Consider the following 18,609-nt stretch of genomic DNA (forward strand, 5'->3'; position numbering starts at 1 on the left):
ATCAAGGTGGGGTGGTGGCGCTGCGCAATTGCAGGGCCTCGGGGCTGGCGCTGCGCAATTGCCAGGTGCCCAGGGCCTTGGCGTGTTCGCTGCGCACGGCCAGGGCTTCGAGTTGGGTGGTTTTGAGGGTGCGGCGCGCGTCCAGCAGGTCGGTCAGCGTCAGACCGCCTTTGCTGTAGGCCAGCTCGGCCTGCGCAGCCACCTGCGTGGCTTGTGGGATGATTTGCTCCTCGTAAATCTTCAGGCGCCCGGCGCTGGCTTGCCAGCCTTGCATCAGGGCTACCTGTTCGCTGCGTGCCTGCACACGGGTCTTTTGCAGCAGGTCCTGGCTTTGCTGCTCTTGCGCCAGGGCTCGGCCGATTTCGCCGTCAAAGCGTTGCCAGCCGTTGAGGGGTATCGAGATGCGCAAGCCCAGCAGCCGGTTGGTGCGGGTGCCATCGGGGTAATGGTCGAAGGTGGCGCCAATGCTGGGGTCGGCGCTGCGCAGGGCCTGCGCCGCCTGCAAGGCGGCCTGGGCGGCGGCCACGCGTTCGCGCGCGGCGACCACATCGGGGCGTTGCTCGACCAGGGCATCGATGGCGTCTTCGGCTTGCGCGGCGTTTGGCTGCGCTGTGGGCCAGGTGCCTTGCGCGGTCCAGCCGCCCACGGGTGGCTTTTGCCCGGTCCAGGTCGACAGCAGCTGCGCGGCTTGCTGTTGTTCCCGCTGGGCACTGTGCACATCGGCGCGGGCGCGTTCGGCCTCGATGCGGGTGCGGGCCGCTTCTTGCGACGACAGGTCGCCCGCTTTGAGGCGGCGGGCGGCGGTGTCGGCCAGTTGCTGGGCGCTTTGGGCGATGGCCTGCACGGTCTGCAGCCGCTGCTGCGCGGCCAGCATGTCGTAAAACGCGTTTTGCGCCCCGATTTGCTGCATGACCGCCATGTCGGTGCCGTCGGCCTGGGCTGCGCGGGCGCTGCGCTCGGCCACTTCGGTGCGCAGGGCGCGCTTGTTGCCGCGCTCCCAGGTCCAGTCCAGGCCCAGCGATTTGTCCAGGCGCTTTTGCGTCCAGAATGGGCCGCTGCCAGCGCCGTTTTGCAGGTCGATGGATGAGACCCCGGCCGACAGCGTGGGCGCGGGTGCGCGGTTGGCGGCCTGCACGTCGGCGCGCGCGGCGTCGGCCGCGCGCTGCGCAGCCACCGTGTCGGGGTTCTGGCGGGCGGCCTCCAGCACCTGCTGCAGGGTCAGAGGAGACGCTGCCGCAGCGGGAACAGATGGTGTGTCAGCGGCCTGCGCCCAGGGGGTAGCGGCGCCCAGGAGGGCGCCCATCAAAAACAAGTGTCGTATGCTCATGGCTTGTTTATCCGCGATGCGGCCTGACCAACACCTGACTCGGGGTGTCCCAGGCGCGACGCACAGGGCAACGACGGGGTTCAGAGGCATGCGCATTCTGTTGGTGGAAGACGATCCGGTGCTGCAGGCGGTCATGCTGCGCAGCCTGGTCGATGCCGGCCACCGGGTGGATCCCGCTTCGGACCTGGCCACCGCCACCCATTTGTGGCGTGTGCAGGCTTTTGACGCCGTGCTGCTGGACCTGAACCTGCCCCTGAGCGAGCGCCAGCGCTCGGACATGGGCAGTGGCCTCACGCTGCTGCGCGAGATGCGCGCCAAGGGCGACAAAACCCCGGTGCTGGTGCTGACGGCGCGCAACCGCACCGATGAGCGCATTGCCGGGCTCGATGCCGGGGCCGACGACTACCTGGGCAAGCCTTTTGAATTGGCCGAGGTCGAGGCCCGCTTGCGTGCGCTGGTGCGCCGCAGCCAGGGCGCGGACGACCAGACCCAGGTGGGCCAGCTGGTGCTGGACCGCAAGGGCCGCCGTGCGCTGGTGGAGGGCGAAGAACTGGTTCTGCCTGCGCGTGAGCTGGAAGTGCTTTGGGAGCTGATGACCCCGCCGGGGCGCACGGTGAGCAAGAAAGACCTGTCCAACAAGCTTTCGGACTTTGACGGCGCGCTCGCCGACAACGCGCTCGAAGCCTTCATCTCGCGCCTGCGTAAAAAGCTGGCGCATTCGGGCGCATCGATCCGCACCTTGCGTGGCATTGGCTACCTCATGGAAGAAGAGCGGCCTTGAACACCTCTGCGTCCGCACCACGCTCTTTGCGCACGCGTTTGCTGCGGCATGTGATCGTGCCGCTGGCCGTGACCTGGCTCCTGGGCACCTTGCTGGCTTTGGCGGTGGCGCGTTACTTCACGCAGCAGGCCTTTGACCGTGCCCTGCTTGACGATGCGTATGCGGTGGCCAGCCATGTGCGTGCGGCAGACCAGGACACCTTGACCCTGGGGCTGACGGCCACAGAGATGAGTACCCTGCTGTTTGACCAGAACGAGTCGCTTTATTTTGCGGTTTACCTGCCCGATGGCCGCTTGCTGGCGGGCCATCCGGGTTTGAAGGCCAGCACGGATGGGTCGCTGGCGTCACCGCAGTTTTCCGAGATCAGTTTCCAGAACCGCGTTTTGCGCGCGGTGGTGCTGGACCGCCAGCGTCCGCAACCCTTCACCGTGGTGGTGGCCCAGACCACCAGCAGCCAGGACCGTCTGTTCCAGCGCTTGCTGTTCATCTCGGTGGCCCCTCAGGTGCTGCTGCTGATCTGGCTGGCTTTGTGGCTGCGTCGCGTGATCCAGGAGGACGTGCAGCCGTTGATGGACCTGGAGCAAGCCGTGGCACAGCGTGATGCGCGTGACCTCACGCCCGTGGCGGTGTCCAGCCGAACGCGCGATGTGCAGCGCCTGGCCGAAGCGGTCAACGCCCTGCTGCTGCGCATTGGCCAGAGTGTGCGGGCGCAAAGGGAGTTTGCTGGCAACGTGGCGCACGAGCTGCGCACACCGCTGGCGGGGGTGCGTGCGCTGGCCGAATACGCGTTGTCCCAGTCGGACCCGAGGGTCTGGCAAGAGCAGTTGCGCAGCATCGCCCAAAGCCAGGAGAGGGCCAGCCACCTGATTGACCAGTTGCTGGCCCTGGCGCTGGCCGAAGAAGCCGAGCAAGTCTTGCAGCCGCAGCGCATCGCGCTCGACGAGGTGGTGCGCGACACGCTGATGCGTCACCTGCACCGCGCCGATACGCTGGGTGTGGACCTGGGTGCACGCGGACTCGATGTGCCTGTGTTTGTGCTGGCCCAACGCGCCTTGCTCGAAGGCGTGCTCGACAACCTGATCGACAACGCCCTGCGTTATGGCTTGCCGGATGCGCCACAGGAGCGTCATGTCACTGTGGAAATTGCCCATGACCCGCGCACGGCCCAGGTGGTGCTGTCGGTGCTCGACAACGGCCCGGGCATCACCGAGGCGCAGCGCGCACGGGTGCTCAGCCGCTGGGGCCAGGGCAGCGCGGGCGAAGCCCTCAAGCAGGGTTCGGGCCTGGGTTTGGCGATCGTGTCGGAATACGCCCGCATCCTGGGTGCGACGCTGACCCTGGACACGGGCGAGGAAGGCCGTGGCCTGCGCGTCAGTCTGGTCTTTGCGACTCAGCCCAGGGTCGGGTAGTCCAGGTAACCGGCTTCGCCGCCGCCGTACAGCGTGGCGCGGTCCAGCGTATTGAAGGGCCCGCCTTGCCGCAGCCGCGCACCCAGATCGGGGTTGGCGATGAAGGGGCGGCCAAAGGCCACCAGATCAGCACCCTCGGCCAGGGCCTGGTTGGCCAGTGGCAGGTCATAGCCGTTGTTGACCATCCATGCGCCCTGCCCGCCTGCGTCGCGGTAGGCCTGGCGCAGCGCGGCATAGTCAAACGGTGCCGGGCCTTGCTGGTGGTCACGCGGGCCACCTGTGGAGCCTTCGATCACGTGCACAAAGGCCAGGCCCAGGGGGGCCAGTGCCTTGACCACATGCGTGAACAGGGGCTGCGGTGCGTCGTCGCTCGCGTCGTTGGCGGGCGTCACGGGCGAGATGCGGATGCCGGTGCGATCACCACCGATCTCGGCCACCACGGCCTGCATCACTTCTTGCAAAAAGCGGGCGCGGTTCTCGATGCTGCCGCCGTAGGCGTCGTTGCGCTGGTTACTGCCACGGCGCAGGAACTGGTCAATCAGGTAACCGTTGGCCGCGTGCACCTCCACACCGTCAAAACCTGCAGCGATGGCGTTGGCTGCGGCGCGGCGGTAGTCGGCCACGATGCCGGGCAGCTCGGATGCATCGAGCGCCCGCGGCGGAGAGGTCTCGACGAACTGCGCCTTGCCCTCGATGAGCAGCACGGTTTTGGCTTTGGCGGCGATGGCCGAAGGGGCCACCGGGGCCGCGCCGCCCGGCTGCAGGCTGGTGTGCGAGATGCGGCCCACGTGCCACAGCTGCATGACGATCTGACCGCCCTCGGCATGGACGGCATCGGTCACCTGTTTCCAGGCGGCCACCTGCTCGGCGCTCCAAATGCCGGGCACATCGGCATAGCCCTGGCCCTGGTGGCTGATGGCGGTGGCCTCGGTGACGATCAGCCCCGCCCCGGTGGTCGGGTTGGCACGCTGGCGGTAATACGCGGCCATGTGGGCATTGGCCAGTGCACCCGGCGCGCGGTTGCGCGTGAGCGGCGCCATGACGATGCGGGTGGACAGGCGCAGTGCGCCCGCGGTAACAGGTTCAAACAAGGTGCTCATGGTGGCAGGTGGGGTGGTGTTTCAAACGTCGTAGCCCGGGTTTTCGCGTTGCAGTTTGCGCAGCAGGGATGGCCAGACAAACGCGCCGCCCATGCCGCCGGTTTGCACCCGCATGGCGTGGGCCACGCCGTTCACGATTTGCGGGTCCACGGCGGTGAGGTCTTGCGCCCCGGCTTGTCCGGCAAGCGCATCAACCTGGATGCGGCAGGTGTTTTCGAAGGTGTACATCGACAGGAATGCATCGGCGATCGTCTTGCCCACGGTGAGCAAGCCGTGGTTGCGCAGCATGAGGAAATTGGCTTCCCCCAGATCGGCTTGCAGGCGGGCTTTTTCGTCGTCGCGGATCGCCACGCCTTCGTAGCCGTGGTAGGCCAGCGAGGCCAGTACAAAGGTGCTTTGCTGGCTGATGGGCAGCACACCGTGCTTTTGCGCGCTCACGGCCACGCCCGCACGGGTGTGGGTGTGCAACACGCAGCCCGCATCCGGGCGCACCGCATGCACGGCGCTGTGGATCACGAAGCCTGCCGGGTTGACCGGGTGGGGGTTGTCACCCAGCTTGTTGCAGTCCATGTCCACCTTGACCAGGCTGGACGCGGTGATCTCGTCAAACATCAGGCCGTAGGGGTTGATCAGGAACTGGTGCTCGTCACCTGCAACCGACGCGGGGAGTTTGGCGCTGATGTGGGTGAACACCAGATCGCTCCAGCCGTAGAGCGCGACCAGTCGGTAGCAGGCGGCCAGGTCGACGCGCAGCTGCCATTCGTCGGGGTGCATGGTGGTGGGGATGCTCATGGGGTCTCCTCGTGGTTGGCCTCAGCTTAACCCGCATTGGCGGGTGCACTCAGTCGCACAAAGAACACCCGGTCAAATCATGCTGAGGCTGCCCAGGATCGCCAGCAACTGGCCTGTGTTGATGAGGATGGCCGATTTGTGCAGTTGACGAAATGCCGGAATGGCAAAGGCTTCGTTGGCCTGAATCTGGGGGGCCAGCTGGTCCATCATGGGGATGAACCGGGCACGCAACAAGAGCGTGAGCAAGGCGATGCCACTTGCGCCCAGCGCCAGTGCGGTGCGTCCGGCCAGCGCGTAACAGATGGCCGTGCCCAAAGCCGTGATGAGGGCGATGCGGTAGTAAGTGGTGTAGAAGGACTTGATGAAGCTCGCGTCCACCGGGTTGTCGTGTTTGAGCACCAGCAGGGGCACCGAGCCGAGCAGAAAGTAGGCTGTGACGGCCAGCAAGGCGACCGTGAAAAACAGGGCGATGGTCTGTGGTGGCAGTGTCATGGTGTAGAGCCGATTTCAAACGCCGATCTTTGGGCATCCATCGGGCCGTGTCAATGCTTCGAGTCGCATCAGGTACTTCCGGGCATGCTGACCGCCATCATCGCGCGCGCCACACATCTCCAGGGACGGCTGCAGCTGTCCGCACACCGCCGGGCGTGAGGCCTGGCCAAAGAGTTTGCAGCCGAGTGTGGCGTCGAGCTGCACACAGGGCACGCCTGCAGGTTTGCCCTGCGGCATGCCCGGGATAGGCGAAGAGATGGACGGCGCGGTGCAGCACGCCCCGCAGCCCGGTCGACATGCGATGGGTGCAGTCATCTGGGCCACAGCACCCACAGCTGCAGCGGTTGCTTCAGCCGTCCGGCCAGCTCACCCGCTTCGGGGCCGGAGCCCGCGTAATAGTCGGCGCGCACCGCGCCCACGATGGCGGTGCCCGTGTCCTGGGCCAGCACCAGGCGGTTGAGGCTGGTTTGCGGTCCGCGTGAGCTGAGCCATACCGGGGTGCCGTAGGGGATGCTTTCGCGGTCCACCGCGATCGAGCGCCCCGCCGTCAGCGGCACGCCCTGCGCACCTTTGGGGCCAGGCGGTGTGCTGCCCGGGGGCAGCGCCTCTTCTTTGAAGAACACCACACGCGGATTGCTCCACAGCAGCTCCTGCACGCGTGCAGGGTTGCGGGCGATCCAGGCCTTGATGCCGGGCCAGGAGGCATCGCGCACCAGCCCCTGGTCGAGCAGCCAGCGGCCAATGCTTTTGTAGGGTTGGTCGTTGGTGCCTGCGTAGGCCATGCGCACCAGGCGCTGACGGCCATCGGGTTCGCTCACGCGCACGATGCCCGAGCCCTGGATGTGCAGCACCATCGCGTCCACCGGGTCGTTGAGGTAGACGAGTTCCTTGCCGCGCAACGCGGCTTTGGCCGCGCTCAGGGTCTCCATCTCTTGCCGGGTGTACCAAGGCTTGCGTTTGCCCAGGTCGCTGGGGGCGGCGTACAGCGGCACGCGAAAGTCACCTTTGGGCAGGCGGCTGGCGTCGAGCAGGGGCTCGTAATAGGCCGTGAGCAGTCCGCTGGTCTGGGCTTCGTGCGACTCCACGCGGTAAGCCTGCAGGCGTTGGCGCATCCAGTCGCGTTGCGCCTCGGGCGCTGCCTTGGCCAGCTCGCGCACTTCGGGGCACAGGCGCGCCCAGACGGGCTGGTTGCGCTCGCAGCTGCGCAGCCAGGCGGGCCAAGCCTCGTGCAGCGCGTCCTGCTCCAGGCCGGGCAGGTCCGACCAAGGCACGGCCACCCAACGGCTTTTGCTTTGGGTGATGGGCGGCGGCAGGGCCCGCGTGTCGGCGGGGGGCGTGCCAGCCGAAGTCCCTGCGGAAGAGGGCTCATCCAGCGGGGGCGTCGACGAGCAGCCCGGGAGGCTGCCTAGAATGGCGAGCAACAAGGCCGCTGACACCCCCCACCATCGGGTGGCGAAGGCCGAGCGTTTGAACACCGATGGCGTCGACAGGGAGAGTGACATGGGTCTGATTTTGCTGGAAGCTTTGCTGGCCTTGGTCGTGCTGATCGCGATTGTTTGGTGGACCATGTTTTCGGGGCGCAAAAAAGGGGAGTTGCCCCCTCCAGACGATCCAAAATCCTGAATCAATCCAGCAGGGTGTGCACGCCCTCGAAACGTTGAGCGAAATAGCGGTTGCTCAGCAGGTCAACCCGCACACCGGAGCGTGGATTGCTGGCGTGAATGAAGCGGCCGTTGCCGATGTAGACCCCCACATGGGAGTGGCGTGAGCCCAGCGTGTTGAAAAAAACCAGGTCACCCGGTTGCTTCTTTTCTGGATCGATGGGGCGCGACATTTGCCCGAGGGAGACAGCGCTGCCAGCCACCTGGACTCCGGCAGCCTCGCGGTAGATGTGGCTCACCAGACCCGAGCAATCAAACCCGGTGGCCGGACCTTTGCCACCCCAGCTGTAGCGTGTGTCGAGCAGCGAGAGGGCATACAGGGCGATGTCGCTGCGCACCGGGTTGGCTCTGGCGTTGCTTGGCTTGTCTGGTGTGGCGCTGGACTGTGGCGGTGTGCTTGTGCAAGCGCCCAAAACCAATGCGACCAGCAGCACGGTCACCCGCCAGGCCCAGGCGTGCCGTGTGGTGCCTCGCGCATGCAGTGGGGGTGCCCAGTCGTTCATGTCACCTCGCGCAGCAAGTTGGCCAGCTCGACCGCCGATTTGACTTCCATCTTGTCGAAGACGCGCGAGCGGTGCACTTCCACTGTGCGAACGCTGATGTCCAGTTGGTCAGCGATCAGTTTGTTGGGCAGACCCTCGATCACCAGGCGCATCACATCGCGTTCGCGTTCGGTGAGTTCCTGCAGTTGGCGCTCGCGCAGGGTCTTGAGGTTGCGGCGCGCCAGTTGTTGCGCCGAGAGGGTCAGTGCCTGCTCGATCCGGTCGACCAGGGCATTGTCTGAAAAAGGTTTTTCGCAAAAGTCGAAGGCGCCGCGCTTGACGCTGTCCACGGCGGTGGGCACATCGGCGTGGCCTGTCAGAAAGATCACAGGCCAAGCCTGGGCCAGACCGCTGGCCAGCAATTGCTCAAACAGCGCCAGGCCGCTCATGCCGGGCATGCGCACGTCCAGCAGGATGCAGCCCGCCTGCGTGGGCAGGCCAGCGGCACCCCAAGCGGGTGAGGTGTTGGCCAGCATCTGCAAAAAGGCCTCGGCACTGTCATAAGCTTCACTCAGCAGGCGGCGTGTGCGCAGCAGCCAGGCCATGCCTTCGCGTACGCTGGCATCGTCATCAACAATGAACACGGTGGCATCGGTGTGGCTGTGCATGGCGCGATTTTAGGCAGTGTTCTGGCCGGGCGTCACACCGGGCAGCGTGAAGCGGAAAAGTGTGCCGCTGGGGCTGTTGGCTTCAAAGCCCATGTGGCCGCCGTGCTGCTCAATCACGGTGCGGCACAGGCTCAGCCCCAGGCCCATGCCTTCGGCCTTGGTGGTGAAAAACGGCGTGAACAACTGGTCGGCGACGGCCGGATCGATGCCCGAGCCCTGGTCGGCCACAACAAATTCAAGCCAGCTTTGCTGTGCATTCGAGGCCGCGCGCTTGACGTGGATGACCAGGGCGCGTTCTTTACAGTCCGGGCGGTCCATGGCCTGCATGCCATTGCGCGCCAGGTTCAGCAAGACCTGCTCGACCATGGTGCGGTCACACAGCACATGGGGCAGGCGGGGGTCAACGCGCAAGTGCACCCGCACCTGCAGCTTGCGCGCTTGCAGGTTGATCAATGGGCCGATGGCGTCCAGCAGCGCCTGCGCGGGCACCGCTTCCCGGGCCTGGTCACGGCGGCGCACAAAGTCGTGCACGCTGTTGATCACGCGCCCGGCGCGCCCGGCCTGGTCAGCGATGCGGCGCAGCGCCATGTGCACATCCTCCAGGGTGTCGCTGGTGGGTGCATGCAGCAGGTTCAGCGAGCCGTTGGCATAGCTGGCGATGGCTGCCAGCGGCTGGTTGAGTTCGTGGCTGAGCAAGGAAGCCATCTCGCCCACCGTGGCCAGACGTGCGGTGGCCTGCAGGCGGTCCTGGCTGGCGCGTGACATTTCCTCCACGCGCCGCTGCTCGCTGATGTCCAGGATCGCACTCATCCAGCCCGTCTGCTGACCCTGGGTGCTGATCAGAGGGGCCTCGATGATCAGCACCGGAAAACGCGTGCCGTCCTTGCGCATGAAGACCGATTCGTAGCCTTCCCGCGGCGGTGCATTGCCTGCCAGGCGAATGGCCTGGCGCTGCTGGTATTCGCCCACCATTTCGGGAGGCCAGTAAGGCATTGGGGCGCTGCGGCCCATCAGCTCCTGGGCGTCAAAGCCCACCATTTCGCAGAAAGCCGGGTTGACGTAGGTGATGTGGCCATGCAGGTCGCGTGCACGCAGGCCTGTGACGAGCGAGTCTTCCATCGCTTTGCGAAACGCCAGGGCTTCGGCCAATTCGCGCTCGGCCTTGAGACGGCGGCGCGAGTCCTTGACCAGCATGGTGAGCACCGTGATCAGGGCGATCGACATGGCCGTGACCAGTGCGGTGAGCAAATTGGGGAACAGCTCGGGGGCACCCCGGCGACCGTCCATGCGCAGCACCATGGTGGTGCCCGGCAGGTCCAGCAGTTGCTGGGCTGTGAACAGGCGTTGGCCACGCCGCTGTGAGCCCACCATGGCCAGTCGGGTGCCGTCCGCTTCGGTGAAAGAGATTTCGTTGCGTCGACCGTAATTGGCCAGCAGCCGCTCGGTGAGCAGCTCCTGCAGGCTGTAGGTCACCAAGGTGTAGCCTTTGAGGATGCCCTCGTGCGTCATGGGCAGGCACAGCTCCATCACCTCCATGCCCAGGCCGTCGTGCTGGGGCAGGTAGTAGCTGCCCGAATAGGCGGGGCCATTGGAGCGCTTGGCGCGCTGGCAGGACTGCAGGACTTCGCCGATCGTTTCGGTGCGGGGTGTGCGCTCAAACACCGGGGCACGCAAAGGCGAATCGATGCCGACCTGGAGCGCCATTTGGGTGTCACGCCATTCCACCCGCAGCCACTCCCGGTGTTGACCGAGCAGCCCCAGCACCTGGGGTTGCCAAACATCGGTGCTGGGTTGGGAGGAGAGGATGCCCTGCAGCGACTGCACATCGCGCGAGAGGTTGGTGCGCAAATCATTGATGGCATCGGCCGTGTCGCGCTCCAGCTCGGCCTGCACCTGGCTGGCTTCATAGCGCCCGGCCAGCCACACCAGCGTGATCAGTACCGACAGCACCAGGCCAATCAGCGCAGCCCACAGGGCCAGACGCATCGAACCCCAGCGGTGCGCCTGCAAGCGGTCTTGTCGCCAGAGGTGCCAGCGTTCTTGCCAGCGTGCGGCCGTGCTCATCAGGCTCATGGTGCAGCTGTGCCCGCTGCAGCTGGCGTGGGCGAGGGATTGTCGGTGCGGGTGACGCGCGGGTCAGACCAGCTGCCATCGATGGTGAAGGTCTGGATCGAGGCGCGTGCCAGTGGTTTCTTGAGCATCAGCTGTGCCAGAAATGAGGTCAGCCCCACCACCGGGTTGACGGCGATGCCTGCCACCAGCGAAGCGGTGCCTGCATCCAGCTCGGGCAGGATCAGCACGCGCAGTTGCTGGGTTTCGCGTGCAATGTCGGCCGAGCCGTCCATTTGCACCAGGGCATTGACGCCTTTGATCTGCAGGTTGCGCGTGGCCGCAATGCCTTTGGCGATGCGCACATCACCTTGCACCGTGTCAAAAGCAAAGCCGTCCGAGAACACGTCGCGGAAGTCGAGCAGCAAACGCCGGGGCAGTGCCTGCAGGCTCAACACCCCCAGCAGTTTGGCGGCACCCGCATCGGCTTTGAGGAATTGCCCGCGCCCCATTTGCACCGTGAAGTGGCCGTTCATGCTGGGGTAATGCAGGGCCAAGGGCGAGCCTGACCAATCGATTTGTCCTTCCAGGTGGCCGCTGCCCCCCCGCAAGGCCCCGGGGGTGCCCAGGCGGGTGAGCAGCGCGCCTGCGTCTGCCACGTCGAGTTTGAAGTTCATGTCGGTCTTGCGCGAGCGCCCAGCTTCGAGCGCAGTGACCCAGCGGCCTGTGGCGCGGAAGCTGGCCTCGGGCACGGTGATGTTGAACTTCTTGAGCTGCCACTCGCGTGTGGGGACTGCCGCGACGCTGCGCAGTTCGGTGTTGACGGCTTCGATGTCCACGCGGCCGAGCTTTTTGCCGCGCAGCTCCAGGTCCGCGACTTCGATGTCCAGGGCCGGCATGGACACAGGCGGCGCCTCCAGCATGGACTCCACATCGCCGATGCTGGACGGCGGCAGGTTCAGGCGGCTCAAACGCGCGTACACCCGGCCGGACTGGGTGGCACCAGGCAGTGTGTATTCGATTTGGCCGCTCAGCTCGCGCGCATCCACACTGGCCCTCCAGGTGCTGCGTTCGCGCGTGATGCCCGCCACCACTTGGTGCAGCGTGCGTGCGTCGGTGGTCAGGGTTTGCGCTTGCACGGTCAGGCGGTTGGGCAGGTAGCTTTCCCACTCGCTCAGTCCATGGGTCATGGTTTCAGCGGCTTGGGTGGGCCAAAGGGCTTGCCATGCGTCCACCGAGAACTGATCGAGCACCACCTTGGCAGAGACACCGTTGTCAGGCAAGGGCGCTGCGTTGTTGGGCTGGGCGCCGATGGTCACGCTGCCGCGCAGCACGGTGGGCGCCGTGCCGCTCAGGTCACGCACATAGACCGCCGAGGCGATGCCCCCCAAGCCGATTTGAATTTGGTCGCGCAAGCTGCGTTCTGCCGTCAGAACCTGCGAGTGGATCACCAACGGCATGGCTTGCTGGCTGGGTTTGCCCAGCGGTGCGGGCAGGTTCAACTCCAGGCCTTCGAGCGTGCTGCGCACCGACAGCTCGGGCTGGCCCAGGCGCCAGCCCAGGCTGGCGCTGTAGGCTGCGCTGCCCCGCGCGTGCTGGGCCAGCAGGTCCAGGGGCCGAAGGCCCGAGGCCTGGCGCAGGCCTTCGGCGCTCACCTGGCCTTGCGCCTTGAACAGCAGTGCGGGTTCTTTGGCGTCAGCATTGGCGGCCCGTGTGCCGCCTTCGAGCCGGGCCGGGCCGCCCAGCAAACGCAGCTGCGCATTGGGAACCTGAAAACCCGATTCGGTGAAGGTCAGCGTGCCCTGGATCTTTTCGAGCACGGGCAGGCCAGGCACGATGGCCAGGTCGTTGCCCGCCAGCGTCACGCTGCCTTGGACCTTGCTGTCTTCGACATGTAGCACGGGAATGGCCAGCTTGAGTCTGGCTTGCAGGTTGCCTGTGCCCTCGGCCTTGCCCAGCGCACCTTGCAGGAGTTTGTTCAGGGGCGACTGCTGGATCAGGCCCAGCGCCTGAGCCGTGCTGGCGCGCAGGTCGGCCGACAGATCGACGCGCGCATCGTGGGCCATGTCGGGGATCTCGGCTTTCAGGTTGCTCACCTGTGGGCCGTTTTTGCCCTCACCCAGGCGGGCACTGGCATTGGTCAGTTTCATGCCCAGGCGGTCAAAGACCACATCGCCGCTCAGGCCGCTGATGCGTGGCCAGGGCAAGCTGCCCGCAGGCAGCAGGCGGGTGGGCACGCAGACCATGTCGACATCGCGCAGACGCCCGGCGAAATGGAACTCGCCCTGCTTGGGCTGGGTGAAAGGGAGGTCCTTGAGGTCGCCCTTGATGCGCACCTGTACTTTGCTTGCCGTGCCCTTGACCACGCTGTCGCGCACATAGTGGCGCACCTCTTCGGGCAAGCTGAGCGGCAGGTAGCGGTACACCCGGTGTGCTTCGACACGCGGGAAGCGTCCTTGCAGGTCGAGCACGCCGGGGCCACCTTCGGCGCTGGCGTGCCACTGGCCATGCGCTTCGCCTTCGAGGTCATCACTGGCCACTTGCACCTTCCACTGCGGCACGTGCAGGCGGCCGTTTTGCCACTGCCAGCGGCCATCGGCGTGCAGCTCGCGCAGCGTCAGCGACTTGTCTTCCAGCAGCCCGGCCCACGCCAGCTGCCCGCCGTGGTCCAGGTGCAGTTGCGCCCGTCCACCTTGCTGGTTCATGTCGAGTTCCAGCCGCGCACCGTCCACCCCGGGCAGGCGGTCGGCGTCCTCGCTCAGAGCCTGCACACGCAGGCCATCGGCCTTGATTTGTGCTTCGTATTTGTCGGGCGCTTGTCCGGAGCCTTGCCAGGCCAAGCGCAGCGCAGACACCCTCCCCTCGATGCGGTGTTGCTGCAGGTGGGTGTGCCAGTGCTCGGGCAAAGGCAAGCGCAAGGCCACATCGCGCAGCGCTTGCAGGTCCAGGCGGTCCCCCTTGATCTCGCCTTTTTCAGCTTGTTTGGCGCTCGCGTGTGTCATTTGCACCGACACATTGCCACCGGGCCAGGTCAGGCCTTGGTCGCTGACAAAGGCCAGGTCGCGGGTGGACAGGCGCCAGCCCAGGGCGTTGGACTGGCCCGCCAGCCGACCGGACAGCTGCGCGAAGCCCAGCGGCCCGAGTGTCGGGTCCAGTGTGGCCTGCACCGCGCGCAGGTCCATGTCGGCGGCGCCACCTGTCCATTCGCCGTTCTGGATGTCCGACCACAGGCGCAAGCGGCCCTGCCCCGAGGCGACATCGACGCCCAGGCGCACATGCTGGCGCAACTGGGACACATCGACGTGTGGAAAGTACGCGTAAGCCGGCCCAGACCAGCTGGCGAAATGCCCGGCATGCGTGGCCAGCAGCGGGCGGTGAAAGTGCCCCATCAGCACAAAGCGTTCGCCCCACTCGGCAGGTGGTGTGGCGTCCACACGCAGCGCATGGTCGCGGTGGCCGTTGCGCAGGACGATGTCCACATCGGCCAGGGCCAGCGCGGTGGGCGGTGCCGCAGGGCTCGGCTGTGCCCGCTCCGACACCCAACGCAGGGTGCCGCCGCGCACGATGACTTCGCGCTGCGCAAACAGCCAATCGGCCACGGCGCTGTTGTCGCTGTGTGCCGAGCCCAGGCTCAGACCTGCGATCAGCCACTGGCCCGTAGCGGTGTGCCGCACATCCAGCGAGGGCTGGTCCAGTACCAGTTGTTCCAGGCCCAGGCGCAGCACCGATCGCACGCTGATGGCCACCACCACGCGCGGAAGGGAGAGTGCGGGGCGTCCTTCGCTGTCGAGCAATTGGATACCGCGCAGCTCGAAAGACGGGGCCCAGCCGGTCGAGCGCGCTTCGATGCCGCCCACCCGCACGGGAACCCCCAGGGTTTGCTGGGCCAGTTGCTCGAGCGCAGGACGGAATTCGCCGATTCGCGGCACAATCCACAAATGCAGGGTTCCCCAGGCGACGGCCAGCATCAGGCCCAGAGCCAGCAAGGCCCAGCAGGCCCAGCGGGCCAGTCGGCGGAGGCAGGCCCACATGGTGGTGGATCCTGAGAATGTGGGCAAAGACGGCACGAACCAAAGCATCAGAAAGTCAGCAGGAATTATGACCCGCAGCGGAGCCCCGGATCAGGACCCTTCAGCCAATTCACTGCCTGCTGCGGGGCATGCCTCCCATTCCCGCTTTGTGCAGCGCTTGCGCAGGCGCTACAGCGACTGGTTTTCGGCCTTGCCGCCAGGAGCGCCCAACCGTGAAACGCTCACCCAGACCCTGCAGACCTTGACCGCCCGTGGGCTGGATCTGTCCTCGGCCTTGCGGGTGTTGCGCCAGTTGACGCTGGAGCGCCTGGCTGTGCTCGACGTCGAGCAGCGCGTGTCCCTGGACACAGTCACCCGCGCCATGACCTGGCTGGCTGAAGTGACGCTGGACGCGGCCTGTACCCAAGTGCAGACCGATTTGCAGAGTTTGCATGGCACACCCCTGACTGCCCAAGGCCAGCAGGCCGAACTGTGGATCGTGGGCATGGGCAAACTCGGTGCGCGCGAGCTCAATGTCTCGAGCGACATTGATCTGATTTATGTGTACGACGAAGACGGAGAAACCACGGGCAACGCCGAGGGCCGTGGCAGGATTTCATGCCAGGAATACTTCAGCCGCGTTGTCAAGCGCATGTACGCCTTGATTGGTGACACCACCGAGCATGGCTTTGTGTTTCGGGTCGATTTGGCACTGCGTCCCAACGGCAACTCGGGGCCGAGCGTGGTTTCGCTTGCTGCGCTGGAGGAGTACCTGCTGGTCCAGGGTCGCGAGTGGGAGCGCTTTGCCTGGATGAAAAGCCGTGTGGTGGCCCCGCGCAGTGCGGTGCTCAGCGGTTCAGCCCAGGCTTTGCGCGGGGTGGTGTTGCCCTTTGTGTTTCGCCGCTACCTCGATTACAACGTCTTCGAATCGCTGCGCACACTGCACCAGCAGATCCGCGACCATGCGGCCAAGCGCAGCGCCGGACACCCTGAACGCGCCAACGATGTGAAACTCTCGCGCGGCGGCATCCGTGAGATCGAATTCACCGTCCAGCTGCTGCAGGTGGTGCGCGGTGGGCAGTTCCCCGAGCTGCGCACGCGGCCCACGCTCGACGCCTTGCAGCGCGTGGCTAAGGCCGGGCTCATGCCTCAGGCCACGGCCGATGCGCTCAGCCGTGCCTATGTGTTTTTGCGTCAGATTGAACACCGCATCCAATACCTGGACGACCAGCAGACCCATGTGCTGCCCACCGCCGACGACGACCTGGCCTGGATCGCCAGCACCATGGGGTGTGCCCATGTGCGTGCCTTTTTGAGCGAACTGGACACACATCGAGAACTGGTGGCGCAGGAATTCGACACCTTGCTTGGCGGGGACCGCGAGTGCAAAGGGTGCAATGGCAAAAACGGTCGCGAGCATGCGGAGCTTGAAAAAGTCCTGGCGGACTTCAGCGGCGCGGTGCGCGATCGCTTGGCCCAATGGGCCGACAACCCGCGTGTGATGGCTTTGCGCGACGATGCCCGCGGTCGCCTGATGCGCTTGCTGCAACGCAGCGCGCAATGGCTCAGCGAGGGTCGCATTGGCGAAGGCGCCGTGCTGCGCATGGCCGACTGGCTCGAACCCCTGATGCGCCGCGAGATTTACCTCTCGTTGTTGCTGGAGCGCCCCGCCATCCATGAGCGCCTGCTGCGTCTTCTGGGGGCAGCCCGTTGGCCTGCGCGTTACCTGGTGCAGCACCCTGGCGTGATCGACGAGCTGGCGGGGGGCAACCTCTTCACCACCCGCTTTGATGCGGCCGAATTCGAGTCCGACCTGGACGCGCGCCTGGCTGCCTTGCAGCGCACAGGCGAAGACGACGAGGAAAGCCTGCTCGACTTGCTGCGGCGTGCGCACCATGCCGAGCAGTTCAGGACGCTGGCGCGCGATGTCGAAGGGGTGATCACCGTGGAGCAGGTGGCTGACGACCTGAGCGCCCTGGCCGATGCCGTGCTGCGCGTGACGGCGCGCTGGTGCTGGCAGCGCATGAAAAACCGCCACCGCGACGAACCGCGTTTTGCTGTCATCGGTTACGGCAAGCTCGGGGGCAAGGAGCTGGGCTACGGCAGCGACCTGGACATCGTGTTCGTGTACGACGACGAGGACGAACGTGCCCAGGAGGTCTACGCGGCCTATGTGCGCAAGCTCATCAACTGGCTCACCGTCAAAACCCGCGAAGGCGATGTGTACGAGATCGACACCGCGTTGCGCCCCAACGGCAATTCGGGCCTGCTGGTCACGCGCTTTGAGGCTTATGCCGACTACCAGGAGCAGCGTGGCAGCAACACCGCCTGGACCTGGGAGCACCAGGCGATGACGCGGGCGCGCTTTGTCATGGGCTTGCCCACGCTGGCACCTCGATTTGATGCGGTGCGCCACGCGGTCATCAGCGCGCCCCGCGATGCGGCGGGCCTGAAGGCCGAGATTGCCAGTATGCGCGAGCGCGTGCGCCTGGGTCACCCGGTCAAGCCTGGGCGCTTTGATGTCAAGCACAGCCCCGGAGGCATGGTGGACGCCGAATTTGTGGTGCAGTACCTGGTGCTCATGCACACGGCCACCCACCCCGAGCTGGCCGACAACGTGGGCAACATCGCGCTGCTGCAGCGTGCCGAAGCTGTGGGCCTGTTGCCCCTTGGGGTCGGTCAGGCTGCAGCCAATGCCTACCGCGAACTGCGGCGTGTGCAGCACCGCGCGCGGTTGAACGAAGAGCCCACCGATGTGGATGCGGTCACGCTGCAGGCCGAGTGCGATGCGGTGCTGGCACTGTGGCGGGCCGTGATGGGCGGCGCTGCCACGCAGTGATCATGTGGCCACCTGCCTCAGGGCCTGATCGCCCACCCAGCGCTGAAGATTGTCCAGAAACATCTGGTTGACCCGCTGCGCATTCCCGTCCGAGTGGCCTGCGGCGTGCGGCGTGACCATCACATTGGGCAAGGTCCACAGCGGGGATGTGGCGGGCAGGGGTTCGTGTTCGAACACATCGAGAAACGCCCCACCCAGGTGCCCGCTTTGCAGCACCGGGATCAACTCGTCCTGCACCACCACTTCGCCGCGTGCGACGTTGATCAGGTGCGCGCCTTGCGGCAGCGCCTGCAGCACCTGGGCATTGACCAGGCCGCGTGTGGTGGCGGTGAGCGGGCAGGCCAGAACCAACCAGTCGGTGCGTGGCAGCACCGTGTGCATCTGCTCAAAGCGCACCATCTCGACACCGCCTTGCGGCCGGGCGTCTTGTGTGCGCACCGCGATGACATGCAGGCCCAGCGTCGACAGCAGCTGTGCCAGTTCTTGCCCGATGGGCCCCCAGCCGACGATCGTGGCGGTTTGCCCGGGCAGGTCGCGGGGCATGCGTCCTGCACCCAGCAGGGGCACCCACTCGCGCCTTTGTTGCTGCGCCCAGAGTATCGGAAAACGTTTGTTGAGCGCGAGCAAACCTGCCAGCGCCATGGCCGCCACCACGCGGGCGTTGGCCCCCGACGAGGTGGTGACCTGCACGCCGCGCTGTTGCAGCGCCTGGTACACCGGGCGGTCGGCACCTGCCGAGTGGATGTGCACCCACTGCAGCCCGGCGTTGGCCAGCATCAGGTCGTAGCAGGCCTGCAGCTCGGGGTGCACCTCGTGCTTGGTCGAGGTGCCCGTGACTTCGCGCGAGATGAAAACCGCATCGATGTCGCGCCGTTGCGCGGCCACCGCCGACTCGATCGAGACCAGCTCCACGGCATGGCCCTGCGTGTGCTGCAGGATGCGTGGCCCGAGCTGGTCCAGCATCTTTTGCGAAAGCATCAAGCGCCGTGGATGGCTCAT

Annotated in this window: 15 protein-coding genes; 4 read left to right on the top strand and 11 right to left on the bottom strand. The window is 66.0% G+C overall.

The genetic code is table 11. The features are described 5' to 3' along the window. Position 1: 1 nt before the first annotated feature. The gene (locus tag IC609_RS06415) at positions 2-1,327 is read right to left on the bottom strand and encodes a TolC family protein (protein WP_225224005.1); all 1,326 of its coding nucleotides are present in this window, start codon (positions 1,325-1,327) and stop codon (positions 2-4) included. 88 nt (positions 1,328-1,415) lie between these two features. Between IC609_RS06415 and IC609_RS06420 the strand changes: the two genes are divergently transcribed. Then, entirely contained in the window at positions 1,416-2,108 is a 693-nt protein-coding gene (locus IC609_RS06420) for a response regulator transcription factor (protein ID WP_191818584.1), read from the top strand. Continuing rightward, on the top strand, positions 2,105-3,517 hold the full coding sequence (locus IC609_RS06425; protein ID WP_191818585.1) for a sensor histidine kinase: 1,413 nt from the start codon (positions 2,105-2,107) through the stop codon (positions 3,515-3,517). Before IC609_RS06420 ends, IC609_RS06425 begins: the two co-directional genes overlap by 4 nt. On the opposite strand, the gene IC609_RS06430 is transcribed toward IC609_RS06425, so the two are convergent. From IC609_RS06430 to mltA, 5 genes are all read right to left on the bottom strand, one after another. Further along, on the bottom strand, positions 3,499-4,617 hold the full coding sequence (locus IC609_RS06430; protein ID WP_191818586.1) for an alkene reductase: 1,119 nt from the start codon (positions 4,615-4,617) through the stop codon (positions 3,499-3,501). The genes IC609_RS06425 and IC609_RS06430 overlap by 19 nt on opposite strands. 21 nt (positions 4,618-4,638) lie before the next feature. Next, on the bottom strand, positions 4,639-5,409 hold the full coding sequence (locus tag IC609_RS06435; protein WP_191818587.1) for a class II aldolase/adducin family protein: 771 nt from the start codon (positions 5,407-5,409) through the stop codon (positions 4,639-4,641). Between the two features lie 72 nt (positions 5,410-5,481). Further along, complete coding sequence (locus tag IC609_RS06440) at positions 5,482-5,901, bottom strand: hypothetical protein (RefSeq protein ID WP_191818588.1); 420 nt, start codon at positions 5,899-5,901, stop codon at positions 5,482-5,484. A 15-nt stretch (positions 5,902-5,916) separates the two neighbouring features. Then, the gene (locus IC609_RS06445; RefSeq protein ID WP_191818589.1) at positions 5,917-6,216 is read right to left on the bottom strand and encodes a YkgJ family cysteine cluster protein; all 300 of its coding nucleotides are present in this window, start codon (positions 6,214-6,216) and stop codon (positions 5,917-5,919) included. Next, entirely contained in the window at positions 6,213-7,403 is a 1,191-nt protein-coding gene (gene mltA, locus IC609_RS06450; RefSeq protein ID WP_225224006.1) for a murein transglycosylase A, read from the bottom strand. Before mltA ends, IC609_RS06445 begins: the two co-directional genes overlap by 4 nt. Between mltA and IC609_RS16220 the strand changes: the two genes are divergently transcribed. Next, entirely contained in the window at positions 7,402-7,524 is a 123-nt protein-coding gene (locus IC609_RS16220; protein WP_269902668.1) for a hypothetical protein, read from the top strand. The genes mltA and IC609_RS16220 overlap by 2 nt on opposite strands. Position 7,525: 1 nt before the next feature. On the opposite strand, the gene IC609_RS06455 is transcribed toward IC609_RS16220, so the two are convergent. The 4 genes from IC609_RS06455 to IC609_RS06470 are packed head-to-tail and all read right to left on the bottom strand — an operon-like array spanning position 7,526 to position 14,792. Next, positions 7,526-8,065 carry a C40 family peptidase gene (locus IC609_RS06455; RefSeq protein ID WP_191818591.1) on the bottom strand — a complete coding sequence of 180 codons (540 nt, stop codon included), beginning with the start codon at positions 8,063-8,065 and terminating at the stop codon, positions 7,526-7,528. Next, on the bottom strand, positions 8,062-8,712 hold the full coding sequence (locus IC609_RS06460; RefSeq protein ID WP_191818592.1) for a response regulator transcription factor: 651 nt from the start codon (positions 8,710-8,712) through the stop codon (positions 8,062-8,064). The genes IC609_RS06455 and IC609_RS06460 overlap by 4 nt, the downstream gene beginning before the upstream one ends. Positions 8,713-8,721: 9 nt before the next feature. Continuing rightward, a complete protein-coding gene (locus tag IC609_RS06465; RefSeq protein ID WP_191818593.1) occupies positions 8,722-10,785 on the bottom strand; it encodes a two-component system sensor histidine kinase NtrB in 2,064 nt (687 codons plus the stop codon). Then, the gene (locus IC609_RS06470; RefSeq protein WP_225224007.1) at positions 10,782-14,792 is read right to left on the bottom strand and encodes a YhdP family protein; all 4,011 of its coding nucleotides are present in this window, start codon (positions 14,790-14,792) and stop codon (positions 10,782-10,784) included. The genes IC609_RS06465 and IC609_RS06470 overlap by 4 nt, the downstream gene beginning before the upstream one ends. A 67-nt stretch (positions 14,793-14,859) precedes the next feature. Between IC609_RS06470 and glnE the strand changes: the two genes are divergently transcribed. Beyond that, positions 14,860-17,610 (top strand): bifunctional [glutamate--ammonia ligase]-adenylyl-L-tyrosine phosphorylase/[glutamate--ammonia-ligase] adenylyltransferase, encoded by a 2,751-nt coding sequence (gene glnE / locus IC609_RS06475; RefSeq protein WP_191818595.1) that lies wholly within the window; start codon positions 14,860-14,862, stop codon positions 17,608-17,610. Here glnE and IC609_RS06480 read toward each other — a convergent pair whose 3' ends face one another. Continuing rightward, the gene (locus IC609_RS06480; RefSeq protein ID WP_191818596.1) at positions 17,611-18,609 is read right to left on the bottom strand and encodes a D-2-hydroxyacid dehydrogenase; all 999 of its coding nucleotides are present in this window, start codon (positions 18,607-18,609) and stop codon (positions 17,611-17,613) included.

The sequence above is a fragment of the Limnohabitans radicicola genome (assembly GCF_014837235.1).
Classification (GTDB): Bacteria; Pseudomonadota; Gammaproteobacteria; order Burkholderiales; family Burkholderiaceae_C; genus Limnohabitans_A; species Limnohabitans_A radicicola.

What these genes read in the sequence shown, in the direction of transcription:
- IC609_RS06415 (WP_225224005.1), bottom strand. Translation starts at nt 1,327, where the DNA reads ATGAGCATACGACACTTGTTTTTGATGGGCGCCCTCCTGGGCGCCGCT.
- IC609_RS06420 (WP_191818584.1), top strand. Translation starts at nt 1,416, where the DNA reads ATGCGCATTCTGTTGGTGGAAGACGATCCGGTGCTGCAGGCGGTCATG.
- IC609_RS06430 (WP_191818586.1), bottom strand. Translation starts at nt 4,617, where the DNA reads ATGAGCACCTTGTTTGAACCTGTTACCGCGGGCGCACTGCGCCTGTCC.
- IC609_RS06435 (WP_191818587.1), bottom strand. Translation starts at nt 5,409, where the DNA reads ATGAGCATCCCCACCACCATGCACCCCGACGAATGGCAGCTGCGCGTC.
- IC609_RS06440 (WP_191818588.1), bottom strand. Translation starts at nt 5,901, where the DNA reads ATGACACTGCCACCACAGACCATCGCCCTGTTTTTCACGGTCGCCTTG.
- IC609_RS06445 (WP_191818589.1), bottom strand. Translation starts at nt 6,216, where the DNA reads ATGACTGCACCCATCGCATGTCGACCGGGCTGCGGGGCGTGCTGCACC.
- IC609_RS16220 (WP_269902668.1), top strand. Translation starts at nt 7,402, where the DNA reads ATGGGTCTGATTTTGCTGGAAGCTTTGCTGGCCTTGGTCGTGCTGATC.
- mltA (WP_225224006.1), bottom strand. Translation starts at nt 7,403, where the DNA reads ATGTCACTCTCCCTGTCGACGCCATCGGTGTTCAAACGCTCGGCCTTC.
- IC609_RS06455 (WP_191818591.1), bottom strand. Translation starts at nt 8,065, where the DNA reads ATGAACGACTGGGCACCCCCACTGCATGCGCGAGGCACCACACGGCAC.
- IC609_RS06460 (WP_191818592.1), bottom strand. Translation starts at nt 8,712, where the DNA reads ATGCACAGCCACACCGATGCCACCGTGTTCATTGTTGATGACGATGCC.
- IC609_RS06465 (WP_191818593.1), bottom strand. Translation starts at nt 10,785, where the DNA reads ATGAGCCTGATGAGCACGGCCGCACGCTGGCAAGAACGCTGGCACCTC.
- IC609_RS06470 (WP_225224007.1), bottom strand. Translation starts at nt 14,792, where the DNA reads ATGTGGGCCTGCCTCCGCCGACTGGCCCGCTGGGCCTGCTGGGCCTTG.
- glnE (WP_191818595.1), top strand. Translation starts at nt 14,860, where the DNA reads ATGACCCGCAGCGGAGCCCCGGATCAGGACCCTTCAGCCAATTCACTG.
- IC609_RS06480 (WP_191818596.1), bottom strand. Translation starts at nt 18,609, where the DNA reads ATGAGCCATCCACGGCGCTTGATGCTTTCGCAAAAGATGCTGGACCAG.